18 protein-coding genes are annotated in these 15,883 nt (G+C 35.1%); 5 read left to right on the top strand and 13 right to left on the bottom strand.

The annotated features are described in order from the left end of the window. Positions 1-55: 55 nt before the first annotated feature. Positions 56-1,450 carry a M28 family peptidase gene (locus EXIGUO8A_RS12285; RefSeq protein ID WP_159303351.1) on the bottom strand — a complete coding sequence of 465 codons (1,395 nt, stop codon included), beginning with the start codon at positions 1,448-1,450 and terminating at the stop codon, positions 56-58. Then, positions 1,422-2,303, bottom strand: coding sequence for a PPK2 family polyphosphate kinase (locus EXIGUO8A_RS12280; protein WP_159303350.1), 882 nt, complete (start codon positions 2,301-2,303; stop codon positions 1,422-1,424). The genes EXIGUO8A_RS12285 and EXIGUO8A_RS12280 overlap by 29 nt, the downstream gene beginning before the upstream one ends. Positions 2,304-2,486: 183 nt before the next feature. On the opposite strand from EXIGUO8A_RS12280, the gene EXIGUO8A_RS12275 reads away from it, so the two are divergent. Continuing rightward, positions 2,487-3,185 (top strand): hypothetical protein, encoded by a 699-nt coding sequence (locus EXIGUO8A_RS12275; RefSeq protein WP_159303349.1) that lies wholly within the window; start codon positions 2,487-2,489, stop codon positions 3,183-3,185. A gap of 4 nt (positions 3,186-3,189) precedes the next feature. Here EXIGUO8A_RS12275 and EXIGUO8A_RS12270 read toward each other — a convergent pair whose 3' ends face one another. The 10 genes from EXIGUO8A_RS12270 to EXIGUO8A_RS12225 form a co-directional block, all read right to left on the bottom strand. Continuing rightward, on the bottom strand, positions 3,190-4,353 hold the full coding sequence (locus EXIGUO8A_RS12270) for a sigma-54-dependent transcriptional regulator (protein ID WP_159303348.1): 1,164 nt from the start codon (positions 4,351-4,353) through the stop codon (positions 3,190-3,192). 9 nt (positions 4,354-4,362) lie between these two features. Next, entirely contained in the window at positions 4,363-5,247 is an 885-nt protein-coding gene (locus EXIGUO8A_RS12265; protein ID WP_159303347.1) for a DUF6268 family outer membrane beta-barrel protein, read from the bottom strand. Beyond that, positions 5,234-6,166, bottom strand: coding sequence for a mechanosensitive ion channel family protein (locus tag EXIGUO8A_RS12260; RefSeq protein ID WP_159303346.1), 933 nt, complete (start codon positions 6,164-6,166; stop codon positions 5,234-5,236). Before EXIGUO8A_RS12260 ends, EXIGUO8A_RS12265 begins: the two co-directional genes overlap by 14 nt. Further along, the gene (locus EXIGUO8A_RS12255) at positions 6,166-7,512 is read right to left on the bottom strand and encodes an ABC transporter permease (RefSeq protein ID WP_159303345.1); all 1,347 of its coding nucleotides are present in this window, start codon (positions 7,510-7,512) and stop codon (positions 6,166-6,168) included. The genes EXIGUO8A_RS12260 and EXIGUO8A_RS12255 overlap by 1 nt, the downstream gene beginning before the upstream one ends. Beyond that, complete coding sequence (locus EXIGUO8A_RS12250) at positions 7,505-8,443, bottom strand: ABC transporter ATP-binding protein (protein ID WP_116770719.1); 939 nt, start codon at positions 8,441-8,443, stop codon at positions 7,505-7,507. The genes EXIGUO8A_RS12255 and EXIGUO8A_RS12250 overlap by 8 nt, the downstream gene beginning before the upstream one ends. A gap of 232 nt (positions 8,444-8,675) precedes the next feature. Next, on the bottom strand, positions 8,676-9,794 hold the full coding sequence (gene dnaJ / locus EXIGUO8A_RS12245) for a molecular chaperone DnaJ (RefSeq protein ID WP_159303344.1): 1,119 nt from the start codon (positions 9,792-9,794) through the stop codon (positions 8,676-8,678). 9 nt (positions 9,795-9,803) lie between these two features. Continuing rightward, positions 9,804-10,367 carry a nucleotide exchange factor GrpE gene (locus EXIGUO8A_RS12240; protein ID WP_159303343.1) on the bottom strand — a complete coding sequence of 188 codons (564 nt, stop codon included), beginning with the start codon at positions 10,365-10,367 and terminating at the stop codon, positions 9,804-9,806. Between the two features lie 137 nt (positions 10,368-10,504). Next, on the bottom strand, positions 10,505-11,467 hold the full coding sequence (locus EXIGUO8A_RS12235) for a TIGR01777 family oxidoreductase (RefSeq protein WP_159303342.1): 963 nt from the start codon (positions 11,465-11,467) through the stop codon (positions 10,505-10,507). 113 nt (positions 11,468-11,580) lie between these two features. Continuing rightward, positions 11,581-12,243, bottom strand: coding sequence for a tRNA (5-methylaminomethyl-2-thiouridine)(34)-methyltransferase MnmD (mnmD, locus tag EXIGUO8A_RS12230; protein WP_159303341.1), 663 nt, complete (start codon positions 12,241-12,243; stop codon positions 11,581-11,583). Further along, on the bottom strand, positions 12,244-12,723 hold the full coding sequence (locus EXIGUO8A_RS12225; protein WP_159303340.1) for a DUF4920 domain-containing protein: 480 nt from the start codon (positions 12,721-12,723) through the stop codon (positions 12,244-12,246). Positions 12,724-12,831: 108 nt separating this feature from the next. Between EXIGUO8A_RS12225 and EXIGUO8A_RS12220 the strand changes: the two genes are divergently transcribed. Then, the gene (locus EXIGUO8A_RS12220) at positions 12,832-13,902 is read left to right on the top strand and encodes a branched-chain amino acid aminotransferase (protein ID WP_116770713.1); all 1,071 of its coding nucleotides are present in this window, start codon (positions 12,832-12,834) and stop codon (positions 13,900-13,902) included. A 33-nt stretch (positions 13,903-13,935) separates the two neighbouring features. Here the strand turns inward: EXIGUO8A_RS12220 and EXIGUO8A_RS12215 are convergent, their stop codons facing one another. After that, entirely contained in the window at positions 13,936-14,322 is a 387-nt protein-coding gene (locus EXIGUO8A_RS12215; RefSeq protein WP_159303339.1) for a pyrophosphohydrolase domain-containing protein, read from the bottom strand. A 353-nt stretch (positions 14,323-14,675) separates the two neighbouring features. On the opposite strand from EXIGUO8A_RS12215, the gene EXIGUO8A_RS12210 reads away from it, so the two are divergent. From EXIGUO8A_RS12210 to EXIGUO8A_RS12200, 3 genes are all read left to right on the top strand, one after another. After that, positions 14,676-14,855, top strand: coding sequence for a hypothetical protein (locus tag EXIGUO8A_RS12210; protein ID WP_159303338.1), 180 nt, complete (start codon positions 14,676-14,678; stop codon positions 14,853-14,855). An 18-nt stretch (positions 14,856-14,873) separates the two neighbouring features. Continuing rightward, positions 14,874-15,245, top strand: a complete 372-nt coding sequence (crcB, locus tag EXIGUO8A_RS12205; RefSeq protein ID WP_159303337.1) for a fluoride efflux transporter CrcB — start codon at positions 14,874-14,876, stop codon at positions 15,243-15,245. A gap of 292 nt (positions 15,246-15,537) precedes the next feature. After that, complete coding sequence (locus EXIGUO8A_RS12200) at positions 15,538-15,876, top strand: P-II family nitrogen regulator (protein ID WP_116770943.1); 339 nt, start codon at positions 15,538-15,540, stop codon at positions 15,874-15,876. Positions 15,877-15,883 lie beyond the last annotated feature (7 nt).

The following is a 15,883-nucleotide window of genomic DNA, read 5'->3' as shown; positions in this document are numbered from 1 at the left end:
ACAAACCTTATTGAAATCAATTCATTAACCGACGAACACCTTCTGTAACCAGATACTAAAATCCGTTAGAATCTACCAAATAAACTAAACTTGCCATAGTAGCGGCACCTAATTGCAGTTCTCTTCTGTTCACATGTTCAAACGTGTCATTTTCTGCATGGTGATGGTCAAAATAACGCTGAGAATCTGGTCTTAAGCCCGCCATTACCATTCCATCTTTTTTCAGCGGACCAATGTCTGCACCTGCAAAGCCTTTTTCAAAATAGTGAACCAAATATGGTTTGAACAAATTTTTCCAAGCCAATACTTTTTCAAAATCCTCTTGCGAACTATCAAAAGTAAAGCCTCTAGGAGTAAAACCGCCCGAATCACTTTCTAATGCAAATATGTGCCTCTCATTTTTTGAGATAGCAACCTCTGCATATTTATTGCCACCTCGCAGTCCGTTTTCTTCATTCATAAAAAGTACAACCCTAACAGTACGTTTAGGCTTGTACCCCGTTTTTTTGAAAAGATTGAGCACCTCCATACTTTGAACACAGCCCGCACCATCATCGTGAGAGCCATCACCAAGATCCCATGAATCTAGGTGTCCGCCAACAACTATAATTTCATCGGGTTTTTCAGAACCTTTAATTTCAGCAATAACATTATAAGATTCCACGTCTTTAAAAAGTTTACAATTCTGCTTAAAGTAGAAATTTATATCAGGATTCAATTTTAAGGAAGTACTCAACAGTTCGGCTCCATTTGTACTTATCGCAGCTGCGGGAATTCTTTCAGATTCTGGTTGATCACCATAACTCATAGATCCCGTATGCGGATAATTATCCAATCTTAGATTCATTGAACGCACGATTACACCTAAAGCACCATATTTAGAAGCTTCCAATGCCCCGGCATATCGTTGATCTACACAGCCAGAATATGCGGTAAATGTATTAATTTGAGTAGCATCCATCGGTCTATTGAAGAAAACAATTTTTCCTTCTATTTGATCTTTGCCCAATGTAGACAACTGTTCAATTCCATCAACTTCAATAATTTTTGCTTTTACTCCAGTTGAAGGTGTTGCAACAGATCCACCCAATGCACATATTGCTACATTAGTGGTACTACCAGGTGTAGTCTCAAAATAAGCAAACTCAGGAGTTCCCCTAACCCACTTAGGTACCATTACCGGTTGTAACCATACTTTGTCCACACCTAAAGAATCTAACTGGGCTTTTGTATAATCAACAGCTTGTTGCGCTTGTACCGAACCAGATAATCTACCGCCAATTTGATTGGATAAATAATTTAACCAATCATAGCCTTTTCCTTCGGTTAGCGCCAAATCGTACATCTTTTTGATTTGAACCTCATCTTTACTCTGTGACCTGCCCACAGACAAACAAGCGATTATAAATAATACCGCTAGTTTATTGCTCACTTTGTAGTTGTTCTTCATAGCTGTCTAAATTAGCCATTATTTTTTCGCTTAACATTGGCTCCCTAATATCTTTGTATTTTTTTAACGATTGTAATAAAATAGATGCAACGATTACACGTGTTGCCTTTTTATTATCCGCAGGTATCGCAAACCAAGGTGCATGATCATGAGTAGTTTTACTGATCGCCTCTTCATAACAATCTTGATACACCGACCATAATTTTCGTTCTTTTAAATCCCCAGGAGAAAATTTCCAGTGTTTTTCTTTTATAGCTAGTCTTCTTAATAGTCGTTGTCTCTGTTCTTCTTTTGATAAGTTTAAAAAAAACTTAAAAATCAGTGTTCCGTTTTCGGCTAAATGCCTTTCAAAATCATTGATCTGCTCAAACCTTTTGTCCCAAAATTTTTGATCAATATCATCTACCGAATGTATACCCGGAATATGTTCATTTAAAATGTACTCTGGATGCACCCGAGTTACAAGAACATTTTCATAATGTGTTCTATTAAAAACTCCAAATTTACCTTTAGCGGGCAAGACCAAATAATGACGCCAAAGATAGTTGTGACTCAATTCCAATTCTGTCGGTACTTTAAAACTATGCACTTCTACCCCACTAACATTAAAATCTTTGAATACTTCACGAATAAGACTATCCTTTCCAGCGGTATCCATACCCTGTAAACAAACCAAAATACTATATTTACCGTGGGCATAAATAGTATCTTGAAACTCACCAAGCTCTCTCCTAATTTTTGATAAATCTTTTTTCAGTTCTTTATCCGATCTATTAAAATCTCCAAATGTCTCATTTTCAGATATTTTAAAATCTTTAGTAGCTCTATATTTTTCTATGTTTATATTATTCATACTGAAATATAAAATATTATAGCAACGAATACTAATAATTAAGAAAACTGATAAAATCTAATTTTAGGACATTCCGTTTAACCTGATTGAATGGTATTGTATCGAAAATAATATTTTCAACAGGGTAAAGCGTTTAAATTTAACCTTGTAAGGTCCCAAACCTTATACCTAAAAAACCTACTTATGAAGAAAAATATCTATTTTTTCTGCACTGTTGTGCTATTTTCTTTATCCTCGTTTGCTACAAATGTGGAATGCGAATATGCCAACTCTAATATGGGTTATGCAAAATCTCAGCTTACCGCAGCATTACAAACACAAGATATCAACCAAGCAAGGTTTTATGCTTACAAGGCTTTGAATGCCTTAGAAAAGTCTAAAGCGCAGTTAAATAATTGTGGTTGTAAGTCTGCAAAAACAACTTTATACGAGAATATTGAGGTTTTAACGCTTGCCACAAGGTCAACAACATTAGAAGGTACCATTAGTTACTTAAACGAATCTATAGCACTTACCAAAAATACAATTATGGTATTGGAGTCTCATGATACTCACCATAGTGCTTATTCAGATTATGCCCTATCTATTAATACAACTACATCATCTACAAGTACCCATACAGATAAGATGGCGAAAAAAGGAAAAAGCCTTTTTGAAACCATAGACAGCTCACTTGAGAAATATAGAATTTCACTTGATAGGGTTGTTGAAAGTGTAGACTGTAAAGAGGCCACTGCCTTTGCAACTAAAATTTATGAAGAATGCGAAGCACAATTATTAAACCCTAATATTACCGAAGGAAGCAAATATTACAATTTACGCACCAAGGAAATTACCCAAGAAGCTTTAAACAAAATTGGAAACTGTTCTGCCACTAAATAGAACCCTATTTACTAGCAAACAATTTTACATCATCTTCTGAAACCTCTTGACCCCCTAAAATTATAAGACGTTCAACTACGTTTCTAAGTTCACGTATATTTCCTGTCCAATCATAAGCTTTTAGTAGATCAATCGCTTTGCTTGAAAAGCTCTTGCCCGCCATGCCTTGCTCTTCCGCTATTTTCTTGGTGAAGTGCTCAATTAATAAAGGTATATCGTCTCTTCTATCATTTAAACTTGGCACTTGTATAAGAATAACCGCTAGTCTATGATATAAATCTTCCCTGAAATTACCTTCTTCTATCTCCTTTTTTAAGTCTTTATTGGTTGCCGCAACTACACGCACATCTACTTTAATGTCCTTATCTGTTCCTACGCGAGAGATTTTACTTTCTTGTAACGCCCTCAATACTTTTGCTTGTGCAGACAGACTCATATCGCCTATCTCATCTAAGAAGATGGTACCTTTATTTGCAGCTTCAAACTTACCTGCCCTATCTTTCACGGCAGATGTAAAAGCCCCTTTTACATGTCCAAAAAGCTCACTTTCTATTAGCTCAGAAGGTATAGCCGCACAATTCACTTCAATAAAAGGTGCCGAACTTCTAGCGCTTTTTTCATGTAACCAATGCGCTACTAATTCTTTACCCGTACCATTTGAACCAGTAATTAAAACACGTGCATCTGTTGGTGCAACTTTTTCGATCATTTCTTTTATGGTGTTTATTTCACCACTTTCACCGATCATCTCATAATTCTTACTCACCTTTTTCTTCAGTTTTTTGTTCTCGACTACCAAGACTTTTCGGTCTAAGGCATTTCTAACGGTGGTAAGTAACCTATTTAAATCTGGTGGTTTTGATATATAATCGAAAGCACCTAAGCGCATTGTATTTACAGCAGTGTCTAAATCTCCATGACCAGATATCATGATGAACGGAATTTCTGGCTTTATTTTTCTAGCGGCCTCCAATACTTCCACACCATCCATTTTTGGCATTTTAATATCACAAAGCACTAAATCATAGTCATTTTTCTTTATGGTTTCTATACCCTTTAATCCGTCTTCTGCTTCCTCTACTGAATAGGACTCGCTTTCTTCAGACAAAATTTTGACCAATACCCTTCTAATTGCCGCTTCATCTTCTATTACTAATATTTTTGACATAACTGCTTTTTAAATTCCTATTCTAATTCCTGTTCTAAAATAAAGTCCCGCTGCATCGTTCAACGTAAAAATGTCTTCTCTTTCTATGTTTCTTAATGCGCTATTCTGATAAATAGATCTACCACCTATAAAGTAAACAGACATATCCTTAGTTATTTTATACTGATAACCTAATGTCAATAATAATGCCGTAGACGATACATCTGTAGACAAATTATTACCAGGTAACAATATATCATTTTGAATATTGACATAATATCCATCTAAAAAAATCTCCGTTTGAAAAAAGTGTCCCTTTTTGGTAAAAAACTTCATACCAGATTTTGGAGCACCCAATACGTAAGACCACTTGGGGTGAAATCGTTTTTCAAAGTAAACAAATGGCAATGGAACATCTATAGGAGATGTGCCATTATATGATATACCCATTACAAGCATATAAGGTTTTTCTATATCTTTTACATTTTTATACGCACCAACCGTGTAGTTCATGTTAAAATCATCTTCTTGTAATTCCTCAACAAAATTTGAAGACCAACGTGGCGTTACAACTCCTATAAGATTCCATTTTTTACTTAACTTATATAAATAAGCGAAGTTGACATCTAAAACATGAAATTTACTCAAATCCCCGGAATCTGGAAACAAATCATCGGGCACCTCAAAATTGTACCTATTATACTCTGCCCCCACAACAACGTAATCCTTTTTATCACGGACTGCTATTGGAACATTGAGAACTAACTTTATACGAGAAGTTTCAACCTCGCCACTATTCTCTGGCATTAGCATGTACTCCATTCTAAAGACATCTGGTGTTTGAGAAAAAATTGAATCTACAATCAACATCATTACACACAGAAACGGAAGGAAAGCATTCTTATGCTTTTTCATTACTGTCCGTATTTAATACATTGCTATGTTGAAAAGGTGCCTGTTGGTACAAATGAACATCTCTTTGTGGAAAAGGAATAGAAATGTTATGCTTTCTAAACTCAGCATCTATCTTATACCTTATTTCACTTTTTATTTTAGGGTCGGTAAAACTATCTGATATGTAAAAGTTGACGGCAAAAACAAGTGCAGAATCCCCAAAGTCCTCAAAAATAACAAAGGGCTTAGGGCTTTTTAATATACTTCTTTGTGACTTTACCACATCAAATAATATTTTAGTCACCAGGTCAACGTCACTACCGTAAGCTACACCAATACGAACCAATTCTCTGGTGGTTTTATGGTTTTGAGTATAATTATAAACTATATCGCTAATAAATTTATGATTAGGTATAATTATCACTTTATCATCTCTAGTGATTGCTCTTGTAGTTCGTAATTTAATTTCAAAAACTTTACCTACTTTATCATCAATTTCAATGATATCGCCAACCCTTAAAGACTTGTCAACAATGATAAAAATACCTCCTATAATGTCTTGAAAAATTTCTTGTAAAGCCAGCCCCAGACCTACAAACAATGCAGCCGATGCCGTTATAAGAATAGTAATATCTATACCGGCGGCACTCATGGTAAAAAGAATAACCACTACATAGACCAAATACTTAATAAATTTGAAAATACTGATAAACTTAAGCTTATCATCTACTTCCATTTTTCTGGTAAAAAATCTACGTATTGCTTGTAATATGGTACTGGTAAGCAAGAAGGCTACAGTAAGCAATAGCAATAAACCTACGGTGATATGAATTGATTTTTCTCCTTCACCAAAATGATAACCCAGGTCTAAAAATTTCTTTATTGTACCCCAGACATCATCTTCAATTATCTCCTTAATTTTTTCTGTACCTTCCTGCATTATGACGAATATTTAAGCCACTTATACAATTCTTTATAGCTAGGTTTTTTACCGTACATTAATATTCCCACTCGGTAGATTTTTGCCGCTACCCATACTATACCTATAAAAGTACCTATTAAAATTAAAATAGATGTAATCAATTGCCATAATGGTACGCCACCTTCACCAATACCCCAAGGCAAACGCATTAACATAACTATTGGTGAGGTTAGTGGAAATAGTGAAAAAGCCACTGCAATTGGTCCGTTAGGATTACTAAATACAGAAAAGAATCCCACATAAATAGCCAACATCAACGGAAGTATTACCGGAAAGATAAATTGCTGGGTATCTGTCTCATTATCTACGGCAGCTCCAATAGCCGCGTAAATAGAGCTATAAATTAAATACCCCAGAACGAAATAAATAATAAAAAATACCAACATAGCTATAATGGGAATCTCAAATATTTCTTGTGCATATAACTGCACATTTTGAGTTAGCGAATCAACATTTACATTTGTACCACCTACCATACCCGGCGCTACTGCTCCGCCTTTGGTTAAACTAGCCGGATCAATATCAAAAATTGCCAAACCAACTACCAGTAAAATCCCACCAGAAATAATCCATATTCCAAATTGAGTTATACCTGCCAATGAGGTACCAATAATTTTACCCATCATTAAATGGAAAGGCTTAACCGATGAAATAATGACTTCAATTATTCTACTGGTTTTTTCTTCAATAACACTCCTCATGACAAATCCGCCATAAATAATAATGAACATCATTATAAGGTAGCCAAATGCCCCGCCTATGATAGCTTTTATTTCATTGATGCCCTTTACATTCTGTGTACCATCGAAGGTTTCTATATTAATGGCGTAATCACGATCCATTTCTGCATATTCCTTTGGAGACACACCCAACTCACGTAATCTTTCTTGCCGTAGCCTACTATTAATAGAAGACTCCAATTTATCAAGTACTGTAGAGCTAGGAGCATCTTGGCTATAGAAAAAAGCTCTTTTCGCTACCTTCTCTAGGTTCGATTCTTTAGGCAAATAAATAAGTCCGTAAAAACCCAAACTCAAGGTAGAATCCTTTGCCTCTTCTAATGAAATATCAGAGAAATTTATGTAAGAAGTAGCTTCAGATGTTACAAATTCGTTGGCAAAGTATCCACTCTCATTTAATACCCCAATTACCTTTTTGTCATTGTCGTTCAATTGGGTTAGATATGCAATCAACAATATCATACCCACCATTAAAAAGGGACTCAAATAGGTCATAACCACAAAAGACTTATTACGTACTTTGGCTATGTATTCTCTTTTAATAATTAGTGGCAATTTATTCATGATCGATATTTTTGTTCTGAATAGTTTTTATAAAAATATCGTTTGCAGAAGGTATAGTTTCCTTAAACTCATTAACATTTGCCCTTGTACCTAGAAATGATAAAATTTCCCTTGACTCATTGGAAGGCAATTGCACCTCTAAATTCAATTGATTTTCCAAATCATCATAATGTTGGGTAAGAATCTGAAATTTATCTTTCATTTCATTGATCAATAGTTCTTGATTATCGGTTTCTAAACCAATTTTAAAAATATTGTTTTTATAGGCTTTTTTAATATCGGACAGTTTACCGTCCAATATTTTTTCCGATTTATGAATTAACGCAATATGCTCGCACAATTCTTCTACCGATTCCATTCTGTGTGTTGAAAATATGATCGAAGTTCCCTTATCTTTTAAGCTTAAGATCTGCTCTTTGATAATGTTGGCATTTATAGGATCAAAACCACTAAACGGTTCATCAAAAATCAACAATTTAGGTTCGTGAAGTACCGTTACCACAAACTGTATTTTTTGAGCCATGCCCTTAGAAAGTTCCTGTATTTTTTTGTTCCACCAGTCGCCGATCTCCAACCTTTCAAACCAATACTTTAAACGCTTTTTCGCTTCTGCTTTAGAAAGACCTTTTAGTTGCGCAAGATACAGTGCTTGCTCACCAACCTTCATACTTTTATAAAGACCGCGTTCTTCTGGTAAATACCCAATTTGGGCAATATGTTCGGTCTTTAAGAGTTCACCATCAAAATACACAGAACCTTGATCAGGAAAAGTTATTTGATTAATGATACGGATCAATGTAGTTTTACCTGCACCGTTCGGTCCCAATAAACCGTATATACTATTTTTAGGAATTTCTAGGGAAACGTTCTTTAATGCCGTATGGCTCCCAAACTGTTTGGTGACATCATTAGCGACCAAAATGTGACTCATGTACTCAATTTCTACAAAGATATTGAAATGTTTTGACCTGCTGTACTCTTTATGATTATACCAAAAACAAATCTATGGTAAATAGAGAAAAAACTAGGTGCCTAAAAAAGCAAAACCCACCCTCGATAAATCAAGGATGGGAAAAAAATTGCTATGAAAAAGAAAATTAATATTGGTTGCCCAATATTATCTCAAATATACGTTTTTTATTTAATAACCAAATAATTCGCAATTAAGAGAACATATCTTTAACTTTTTCAAAAAAGGACTTATCCGATTTCTCTGGTCTAGGCTCAAAATTATCGTTGCCCTGCATTTTCTCAAAGAATTCTTTTTGCTCTTTATTCAATTCTTTAGGTGTCCAAACATTTACATGTACCAAAATATCACCGGCACCGTAACCGTTTAAGCTGGTAATACCTTTACCTCTTAATCTTAATATCTTACCAGATTGTATACCAGGTTCTAACTTAATGCGCACCTTGCCACCCACAACATCTATTTCTTTGGATGTACCCAGTACGGCATCTGAAATACTTATATAAAGATCATAGTGTAAATTGTCACCTTCTCTTTTTAAGGTACTATGCTCTTGTGTTTCAATGGCTACCAACAAATCGCCCGGTACTCCGTTACCAGGAGCATCGTTACCTTTATTCGGCACTTTTAACTGCATACCTTCCTCTACACCGGCAGGTATATTAATAGAAACAGTCTCTTCTGCAACCTTTAACCCCTGTGCATCTGCATCACCAGGTTTACCATCTAAAATTTGACCACTACCTCCACAAGTACTACAAACCGCTGCGGTTTGCATTCTACCTAAAATAGTATTCTGAATTTTGGTAACCTGTCCTCTTCCGTTACACGTAGTACACGTTTTATAGGTAACGCCCTCTGCCTGTACTTTTCTTTTTACTTTGACTTTTTTCTCAACACCGTTGGCAACTTCTTCCAAGGTCAAGGAAACCCTAATGCGCAGGTTACTTCCTTTCACCCTTCTTTGACCGCCACCGCCGCCAAAACCACCAAAGCCGCCGCCGCCGAAAGCACCGCCAAAAATATCACCAAATTGGCTGAAGATATCATCCATATTCATACCGCCGCCACCGAAACCACCGGCACCGCCTTCAAAAGCAGCATGACCAAATTGATCATAACGAGCTTTCTTGTCTGGATCGCTAAGCACCTCATATGCTTCGGCAGATTTTTTAAACTTCTCTTCAGCAGTACTGTCACCAGGGTTTTTATCTGGGTGAAATTGTAATGCTTTCTTACGGTAAGCCTTCTTTATCTCTGCAGCAGTAGCGTTTTTACTAATGCCCAATACTTCATAATAATCTTCCTTCATTCCAATTATTTAATTTCCTACTACTACTTTTGGATGCCTAATGATACGGTCTCCCAACTTAAATCCTTTTTCGATAACATCTATGACCTTACCTTTCATTTTTTTATCGGGTGCAGGTATTTGAGTAATGGCCTCATGTATTTCCGCATCAAAAACATCACCTGCATTAACCTCTACCATCTCTAAGCCTTTAGCCTTCAAAGTCTCTCTAAACTTAACGTTGATCAACTCAACTCCTTTAAAAACCTCCTTATCATCAGATTTAGCCAATTCTTTCATTGCTCTGTCAAAATCATCCAAAACGGGCAATAATGAAACTATAACCTCTTGACCTGCCGTTTTAAAAAGCTCCATACGTTCTTTAGAAGTACGCTTTTTATAGTTTTCAAATTCGGCAAATAATCTTAAAAATTTATCTTTCTCTTTTGCAAGCTCTTCACTTAGCCTCTCTTCTACAGATTTTTCTTCCTCCACATCTTCCTTTTCAGCCTCTATATTCTGATCTTGTGCATCGCCGTCCAAAAGCTCGTCTTCCAAGAATTCTTCGTCTAAAGTGTTTTCTTTATCACTCATAATTAATTGTAATTTAAATCGCTGTTTAAAAGCAGGCAAAAGTACTGCCAATTCTTTAAAAATGTCAAAATGTCACAAAAGAATAAAAAAAAATCCGCCAAAAGCGGATAATTTATCTAGGTAAGAATCTATTTTATTTATGAAACAAATTGTTTTGTCACATTACTTTTGTCATCAACGCATTTTGTACTCGTATCATATATATTACCAAGAGCCTGGCAAATATTTACATATTTAAATACAAAGCCTTCTTCTTCTATTTTCTTACTACTAACCCGCTGGCTGGCAAATAAAATATAAGCCATTTTACCCAACACGGTATACATTACAAATTTTGGAACATTTGGCATAAACAAAGGCTGCTCTAATGCCTTTGCTATCTCTTTGACCATTTTGGCATTGGTAACCGGGTTTGGAGCCACGCCATTATACACTCCTTTTAATTTATACTGGGCGATATGAACAAATATTCTTGCCAAATCTACTACGTGAATCCAAGATTGCCATTGTTCTCCAGTACCAAACGGAGAACCAACATAATATTTAATCGGTTTTGCCATTTCTGGCAACGCACCACCTTCTTTAGACATTACCAAACCTATTCTAACTTTGGCAACGGTTAACCCTAAAGATTTAAATTCATTGGCTTTTTTCTCCCAAAGGTTTACAACTTCGCCTAAAAAACTATCATCGACCTTGGTTTCTTCCTCCGTATAATAATTACTTAAAGAATCTGGATAAACACCAATAGCTGAGGCAGACACCAAAGATTTAACGGTATGCCCCTCAATCTTTAGAAGTGTCTTTTTAAGTAGATCAAGGGTATTGACCCTACTATCAATAATTTCTTTTTTATAACTACTCGTCCATCTTTTAGAAATACTAGAACCAGCTAAATTTATTATGACAGAAACACCATCTAAACACTTAGGATCTATTTCTCCTTTTGATGGATTCCAATAGTAACCTTTATGGTTTACTTCTGAAACAATTTTATTTTTTCGTGTAGTAAGGTAATTAACAGCATAACCCTTTTCATGGCATTGAGATACCAACTCGCTACCTACTAAACCCGTTGCACCTGTTATCAATACTTTCATGGAATAAAGATATTGCTTTTGATGCTCGTAGATATGCAATTTAATTTCGATTTAACATTGTCGCCAATCTTATTGACCTGCAAGGCGTTAAAGTTATATTAATGCTTAAATAGCTACGGTTTTTTTGCTCGAAGCATTTCTCTTTTTCCTGGGGGACCCGGTAATCGTTCTACCAAAAAACCAACCTCAAGCATTGCTCTTCTAACACTGCCTTTTGCTGCATAAGTAACTAAATAGCCACCACTTTTTACAGCGTTGAACATAATTTGAAAAATTTCAACCGTCCATAGTTCGGGTTGCACCCGTGCACCAAATGCATCAAAATAGACCAAATCAAAAGCATTTATCACATCGATATCCTTAAATAACTTTTGCTCTTTAGTAAGATTAAAATCTGGAGTTAGAGCAACAACTTCTTCCCATGGCGATGCATGCATAACCTTAAAATGATTTTCTAGCGCTTGTGCATTGAGTTGTTCCAAATAGTTTAATTGAGCTAGCTCTTCGTTAGAAACCGGATAAGCCTCTACCCCAGTATAATTGACCTTTAAGTTTCTTTTCTGGAACTCGATTAAAGTAATCAACGCATTTAAGCCGGTACCAAAACCAATTTCAAGAATATCTATAGTTTGATTTTTGTACAAATCTAAACCTGAGTGAATAAAGACATGATAAGCCTCTTGAATAGCACCATGTTTTGAATGGTACTGCTCTTGCCAATCTTTAATCTGGATGGTTGTAGAACCATCGGCCGTTGTAATAATTTCCCTTTCCAATTAATTGGGTACTAAAACTCCAGAAGCCTCAAAACTATAAGTTCTTTTTGGAGTTATTATCTGTGCTATCTCTTGGGCCGTTTTACCACCATCTTTAGCATAATGTCTTTGATCATCTACACTCATTTCTTCAACAAAGGCCAATCCGTTCAAAACAACTTCTTTCTCCAGAATATCGGCAGGCATAAAAAAACCGTAATCCTTAAAACGTACCATCGCTTGATTACCTTCTGGCAATTCAACAATCATCCAACAGCCCTTTACCTTACAAACTTCTTTCACTTTAGTTTTAAACTGAAGGTTCAAAGAATCTGAAACCGGCATGCCCGCAAATTGTTTCATTACCTCTTTCTTATCACTTAAAGAAGTGATTTCGAACTCATCACCATAGAATTGTGACGAATTAACATTAGTATTTTGCTGTGCAAAGCATGAAAAAAAGCCAAACAAAAAGACAAGTAATATGTTAAATCCTTTCATAAATCTCAAAAATGTTGATATACCTGCAAAACTGATCATTTTTCAACTAAAAAAGAAGGCCTAGTAGGGATATTTGTTTAATTTTATTCAACTAAAGTTACGTATTTCATGAGTATTGCAACGAAAGATATTATAATAGAAAAGGTTAAAAATTCAAAAATTGACCAAGTAGATTTTGACAATTTAGCCTTTGGGTCTGTATTTACCGATCATATGTTGGTCTGTACATATAAAAATGGAGCATGGGAAACTCCAACAATTACACCATACCAACCCATTACACTAGATCCTTCAGCTAAGATTTTCCATTACGGACAATCAATTTTTGAAGGAATGAAAGCTTATAAAGACAAGAACAATGACGTCTTTTTATTTAGACCGTTAGACAACCATAAGCGTTTAAACATCTCTGCAGCAAGAATGTGCATACCACAAATTCCAGAAGATTACTTTATGGAAGGTTTAACAACACTACTAAATTTAGACAAGGATTTTATACCTACCAAAGATGGGGGATCACTTTATATTAGACCGTTTATGTTCGCTTCAGGGAATGGATTTCATGCCTCGCCTGCCAATGAATATAAATTCATCATTGCTTGTGCGCCCTCTGGTGCTTACTTCTCTGGCAAGGTAAAGGTTCTTATCGAAGAAAAATATTCTAGATCTGCCAATGGCGGTGTGGGTTATGCTAAGGCAGGTGGTAATTATGCAGGTCAGTTTTACCCTACCCAATTAGCGATTGAAAAAGGATACAATCAAGTAATATGGACAGATGACACCAGCCATGAGTATATAGAAGAAGCTGGTGCAATGAACATTTTCATAAGAATTAATGACACACTATTAACTGGCCCAACCAGTGACCGTATATTAGACGGTATCACCAGAAAGAGTATTTTGGAAATTGCCAAAGACCAAGGCATTAAGACCGAGGTTAGAAAAATTACGGTAAAAGAAGTTGTTGCCGCTGCAAAAGACGGTTCTCTAAAAGAAATGTTCGGCGCAGGTACCGCTGCCGTTATTTCACCTATTGCCGGCTTTGGCTATAGAGACACTGATTATGACTTACCAGAACTTGAAAACAGTTTTGGTGAACGCCTAAAGAAAATCATTACAGATATTCAGTACAATAAATCTGAAGATAAATTTGGATGGCGCTACCAAGTAAAATCTTAACAAAAACAATTAAGGGGGCAAATTGCCCCCTTTTTATTTACTTAAAATCTCATCTATATTAGGTTTAAAGTAATTAGGACCTTTTAAAACCTTACCGTCTTCACGATAAATAGGCTTACCATCTTCGCCTAGCTTACTCATATTACTACGCTGTATTTCATTGAACACCTCTTCAATCTTATGTTGCATACCATGTTCTAATATAGTACCACACAATATATATAACATATCGCCAAGGGCATCTGCCACTTCAACCAAATCATTATTTTGGGCAGCCTCTAAATATTCCTTGTTTTCTTCATCCATTAGATTAAAACGCAACATATTTTTTGCTGCACCCAAATCTGCAATCATTTTCTCAGAAACACCTAGACCAAAAGAATTATGAAATTCCTTAACCGCATTGATTTTGTTTTTCATCTTTATTTTATCGTTTTAGGTTAGCTTTGCGTAAAAATATTAAAATATGTTTAGCACCGGACAAATCATTTTTGCAATCCTATTTGCAGTGGTTTTTGCCATCATAATCATCATTTCTTACAGAAAAGATCTAGAATTTCATCGCAAAAACTTTAAGGGTGTTAAATGGATTGGTATTTCCTTTGCACTTTTCTTGATTTTGTTGCTCTTTATAAAGTTTTTCCTAAAAGAATAGTTAATTTTTTTCTTACACCACAAAAATTAACGTTTTCACAACAAAACGGCCAATATCCTCGTTTAATATACCAAATACCGTAATTTTGCGTTATTCATCTATAAAGGTGCAATAAATTATGATGACATTTCTTACAATTTTTTTAGTACTAGTAGGTATCAACGTTGCATTGGTCGCAGTTAGCTTAATAAGTGTTTCTCAAAAATCGAAAACATCTGCTCAAAAGCTATCTAAAAAACCAACTTCTGTTATCTATCCATTAGATTTACTTACCACCAGCTACAAGAAAGCAGTTTAGTTTTTACCTTTATAAGGTATGAAACAAATTTTACTGGTTTTCTTAGGAGGAGGTTTAGGTAGCATATTAAGATATTTAATATCAAAAAACCTTAACGCCTACTATTCAAATTTCTACTTAGGTACATTTCTCGTTAATATTATCGGTTGTTTAATTATTGGTATCCTTATAGGTCTCTCTTTAAAGAACAATTACATTTCAGAAAATCAAACATTATTATTGGCCACCGGATTTTGCGGAGGCTTTACTACTTTCTCCACTTTTGCTTTGGAAAGCAATATACTTTTTAAAGAATCTTCTCTTCTACAAATGTCACTATACATGGGTATGAGTGTGGCAATTGGAATTTTAGCAATCTCTTTAGGTCTTTGGATCTGCAGAATGTTATAGAACTAACATTCAACATACACTATTTTATTTTTATACATTTTTTCAGGTATTTACCGATTTATTAAACAATCGTTAGATAATTATGCATTTTCCTGCCGATTATTCGACGATAAACCTAAAATCGTCTTTTCCAATTCTCGATATCATCAAAATATTCATTCATAAATAACATAACCCTAAAAATTAGGGGGTATAATTTAAGATACTGATAAAAATTAGCGATGATCCCCTAATATTTTTAGGGTGTGAATGTTTTTAACATATATTTGGCAATATCAAAAAACTTATTCAAATGAAAAAAATCGAGGCAATTATTAGAAAATCAAAATTTGACGAAGTCAAAGAAGCGTTGCACAGTATTGAAGTTAATTTCTTCAGTTACTGGGATGTAACAGGTGTTGGTAACGAAAAAGAAGGTCACGTATACCGTGGTATATCTTATAGTACTACTGATATTCAGCGTAGATACTTAACAATAGTAGTATCTGATGACTTTCTTGAAAAAACAGTGAGCAAAATTCTTGAAGCCGCATACTCTGGAAATGTTGGAGATGGTAAAATATTTGTTTCTGAAGTCCTTCAAGCATACAGAATTAGAACTAAGGAAGACGGTTTAGCCGGTATTAACTAAATAAAAA

It is taken from the genome of Maribacter litoralis (assembly GCF_902506355.1).
In the GTDB taxonomy this organism is placed as follows: domain Bacteria; phylum Bacteroidota; class Bacteroidia; order Flavobacteriales; family Flavobacteriaceae; genus Maribacter; species Maribacter litoralis.
The sequence above is the reverse complement of the archived record's forward strand: the minus strand, read 5'-3'. Positions and strand labels throughout refer to the sequence as shown.

What these genes read in the sequence shown, in the direction of transcription:
- EXIGUO8A_RS12225 (WP_159303340.1), bottom strand. Translation starts at nt 12,723, where the DNA reads ATGAAAGGATTTAACATATTACTTGTCTTTTTGTTTGGCTTTTTTTCA.
- EXIGUO8A_RS12260 (WP_159303346.1), bottom strand. Translation starts at nt 6,166, where the DNA reads ATGCAGGAAGGTACAGAAAAAATTAAGGAGATAATTGAAGATGATGTC.
- EXIGUO8A_RS12280 (WP_159303350.1), bottom strand. Translation starts at nt 2,303, where the DNA reads ATGAATAATATAAACATAGAAAAATATAGAGCTACTAAAGATTTTAAA.
- EXIGUO8A_RS12235 (WP_159303342.1), bottom strand. Translation starts at nt 11,467, where the DNA reads ATGAAAGTATTGATAACAGGTGCAACGGGTTTAGTAGGTAGCGAGTTG.
- dnaJ (WP_159303344.1), bottom strand. Translation starts at nt 9,794, where the DNA reads ATGAAGGAAGATTATTATGAAGTATTGGGCATTAGTAAAAACGCTACT.
- EXIGUO8A_RS12275 (WP_159303349.1), top strand. Translation starts at nt 2,487, where the DNA reads ATGAAGAAAAATATCTATTTTTTCTGCACTGTTGTGCTATTTTCTTTA.
- EXIGUO8A_RS12285 (WP_159303351.1), bottom strand. Translation starts at nt 1,450, where the DNA reads ATGAAGAACAACTACAAAGTGAGCAATAAACTAGCGGTATTATTTATA.
- EXIGUO8A_RS12200 (WP_116770943.1), top strand. Translation starts at nt 15,538, where the DNA reads ATGAAAAAAATCGAGGCAATTATTAGAAAATCAAAATTTGACGAAGTC.
- EXIGUO8A_RS12265 (WP_159303347.1), bottom strand. Translation starts at nt 5,247, where the DNA reads ATGAAAAAGCATAAGAATGCTTTCCTTCCGTTTCTGTGTGTAATGATG.
- crcB (WP_159303337.1), top strand. Translation starts at nt 14,874, where the DNA reads ATGAAACAAATTTTACTGGTTTTCTTAGGAGGAGGTTTAGGTAGCATA.
- EXIGUO8A_RS12240 (WP_159303343.1), bottom strand. Translation starts at nt 10,367, where the DNA reads ATGAGTGATAAAGAAAACACTTTAGACGAAGAATTCTTGGAAGACGAG.
- EXIGUO8A_RS12210 (WP_159303338.1), top strand. Translation starts at nt 14,676, where the DNA reads ATGATGACATTTCTTACAATTTTTTTAGTACTAGTAGGTATCAACGTT.
- EXIGUO8A_RS12215 (WP_159303339.1), bottom strand. Translation starts at nt 14,322, where the DNA reads ATGAAAAACAAAATCAATGCGGTTAAGGAATTTCATAATTCTTTTGGT.
- EXIGUO8A_RS12270 (WP_159303348.1), bottom strand. Translation starts at nt 4,353, where the DNA reads ATGTCAAAAATATTAGTAATAGAAGATGAAGCGGCAATTAGAAGGGTA.
- EXIGUO8A_RS12250 (WP_116770719.1), bottom strand. Translation starts at nt 8,443, where the DNA reads ATGAGTCACATTTTGGTCGCTAATGATGTCACCAAACAGTTTGGGAGC.
- EXIGUO8A_RS12220 (WP_116770713.1), top strand. Translation starts at nt 12,832, where the DNA reads ATGAGTATTGCAACGAAAGATATTATAATAGAAAAGGTTAAAAATTCA.
- EXIGUO8A_RS12255 (WP_159303345.1), bottom strand. Translation starts at nt 7,512, where the DNA reads ATGAATAAATTGCCACTAATTATTAAAAGAGAATACATAGCCAAAGTA.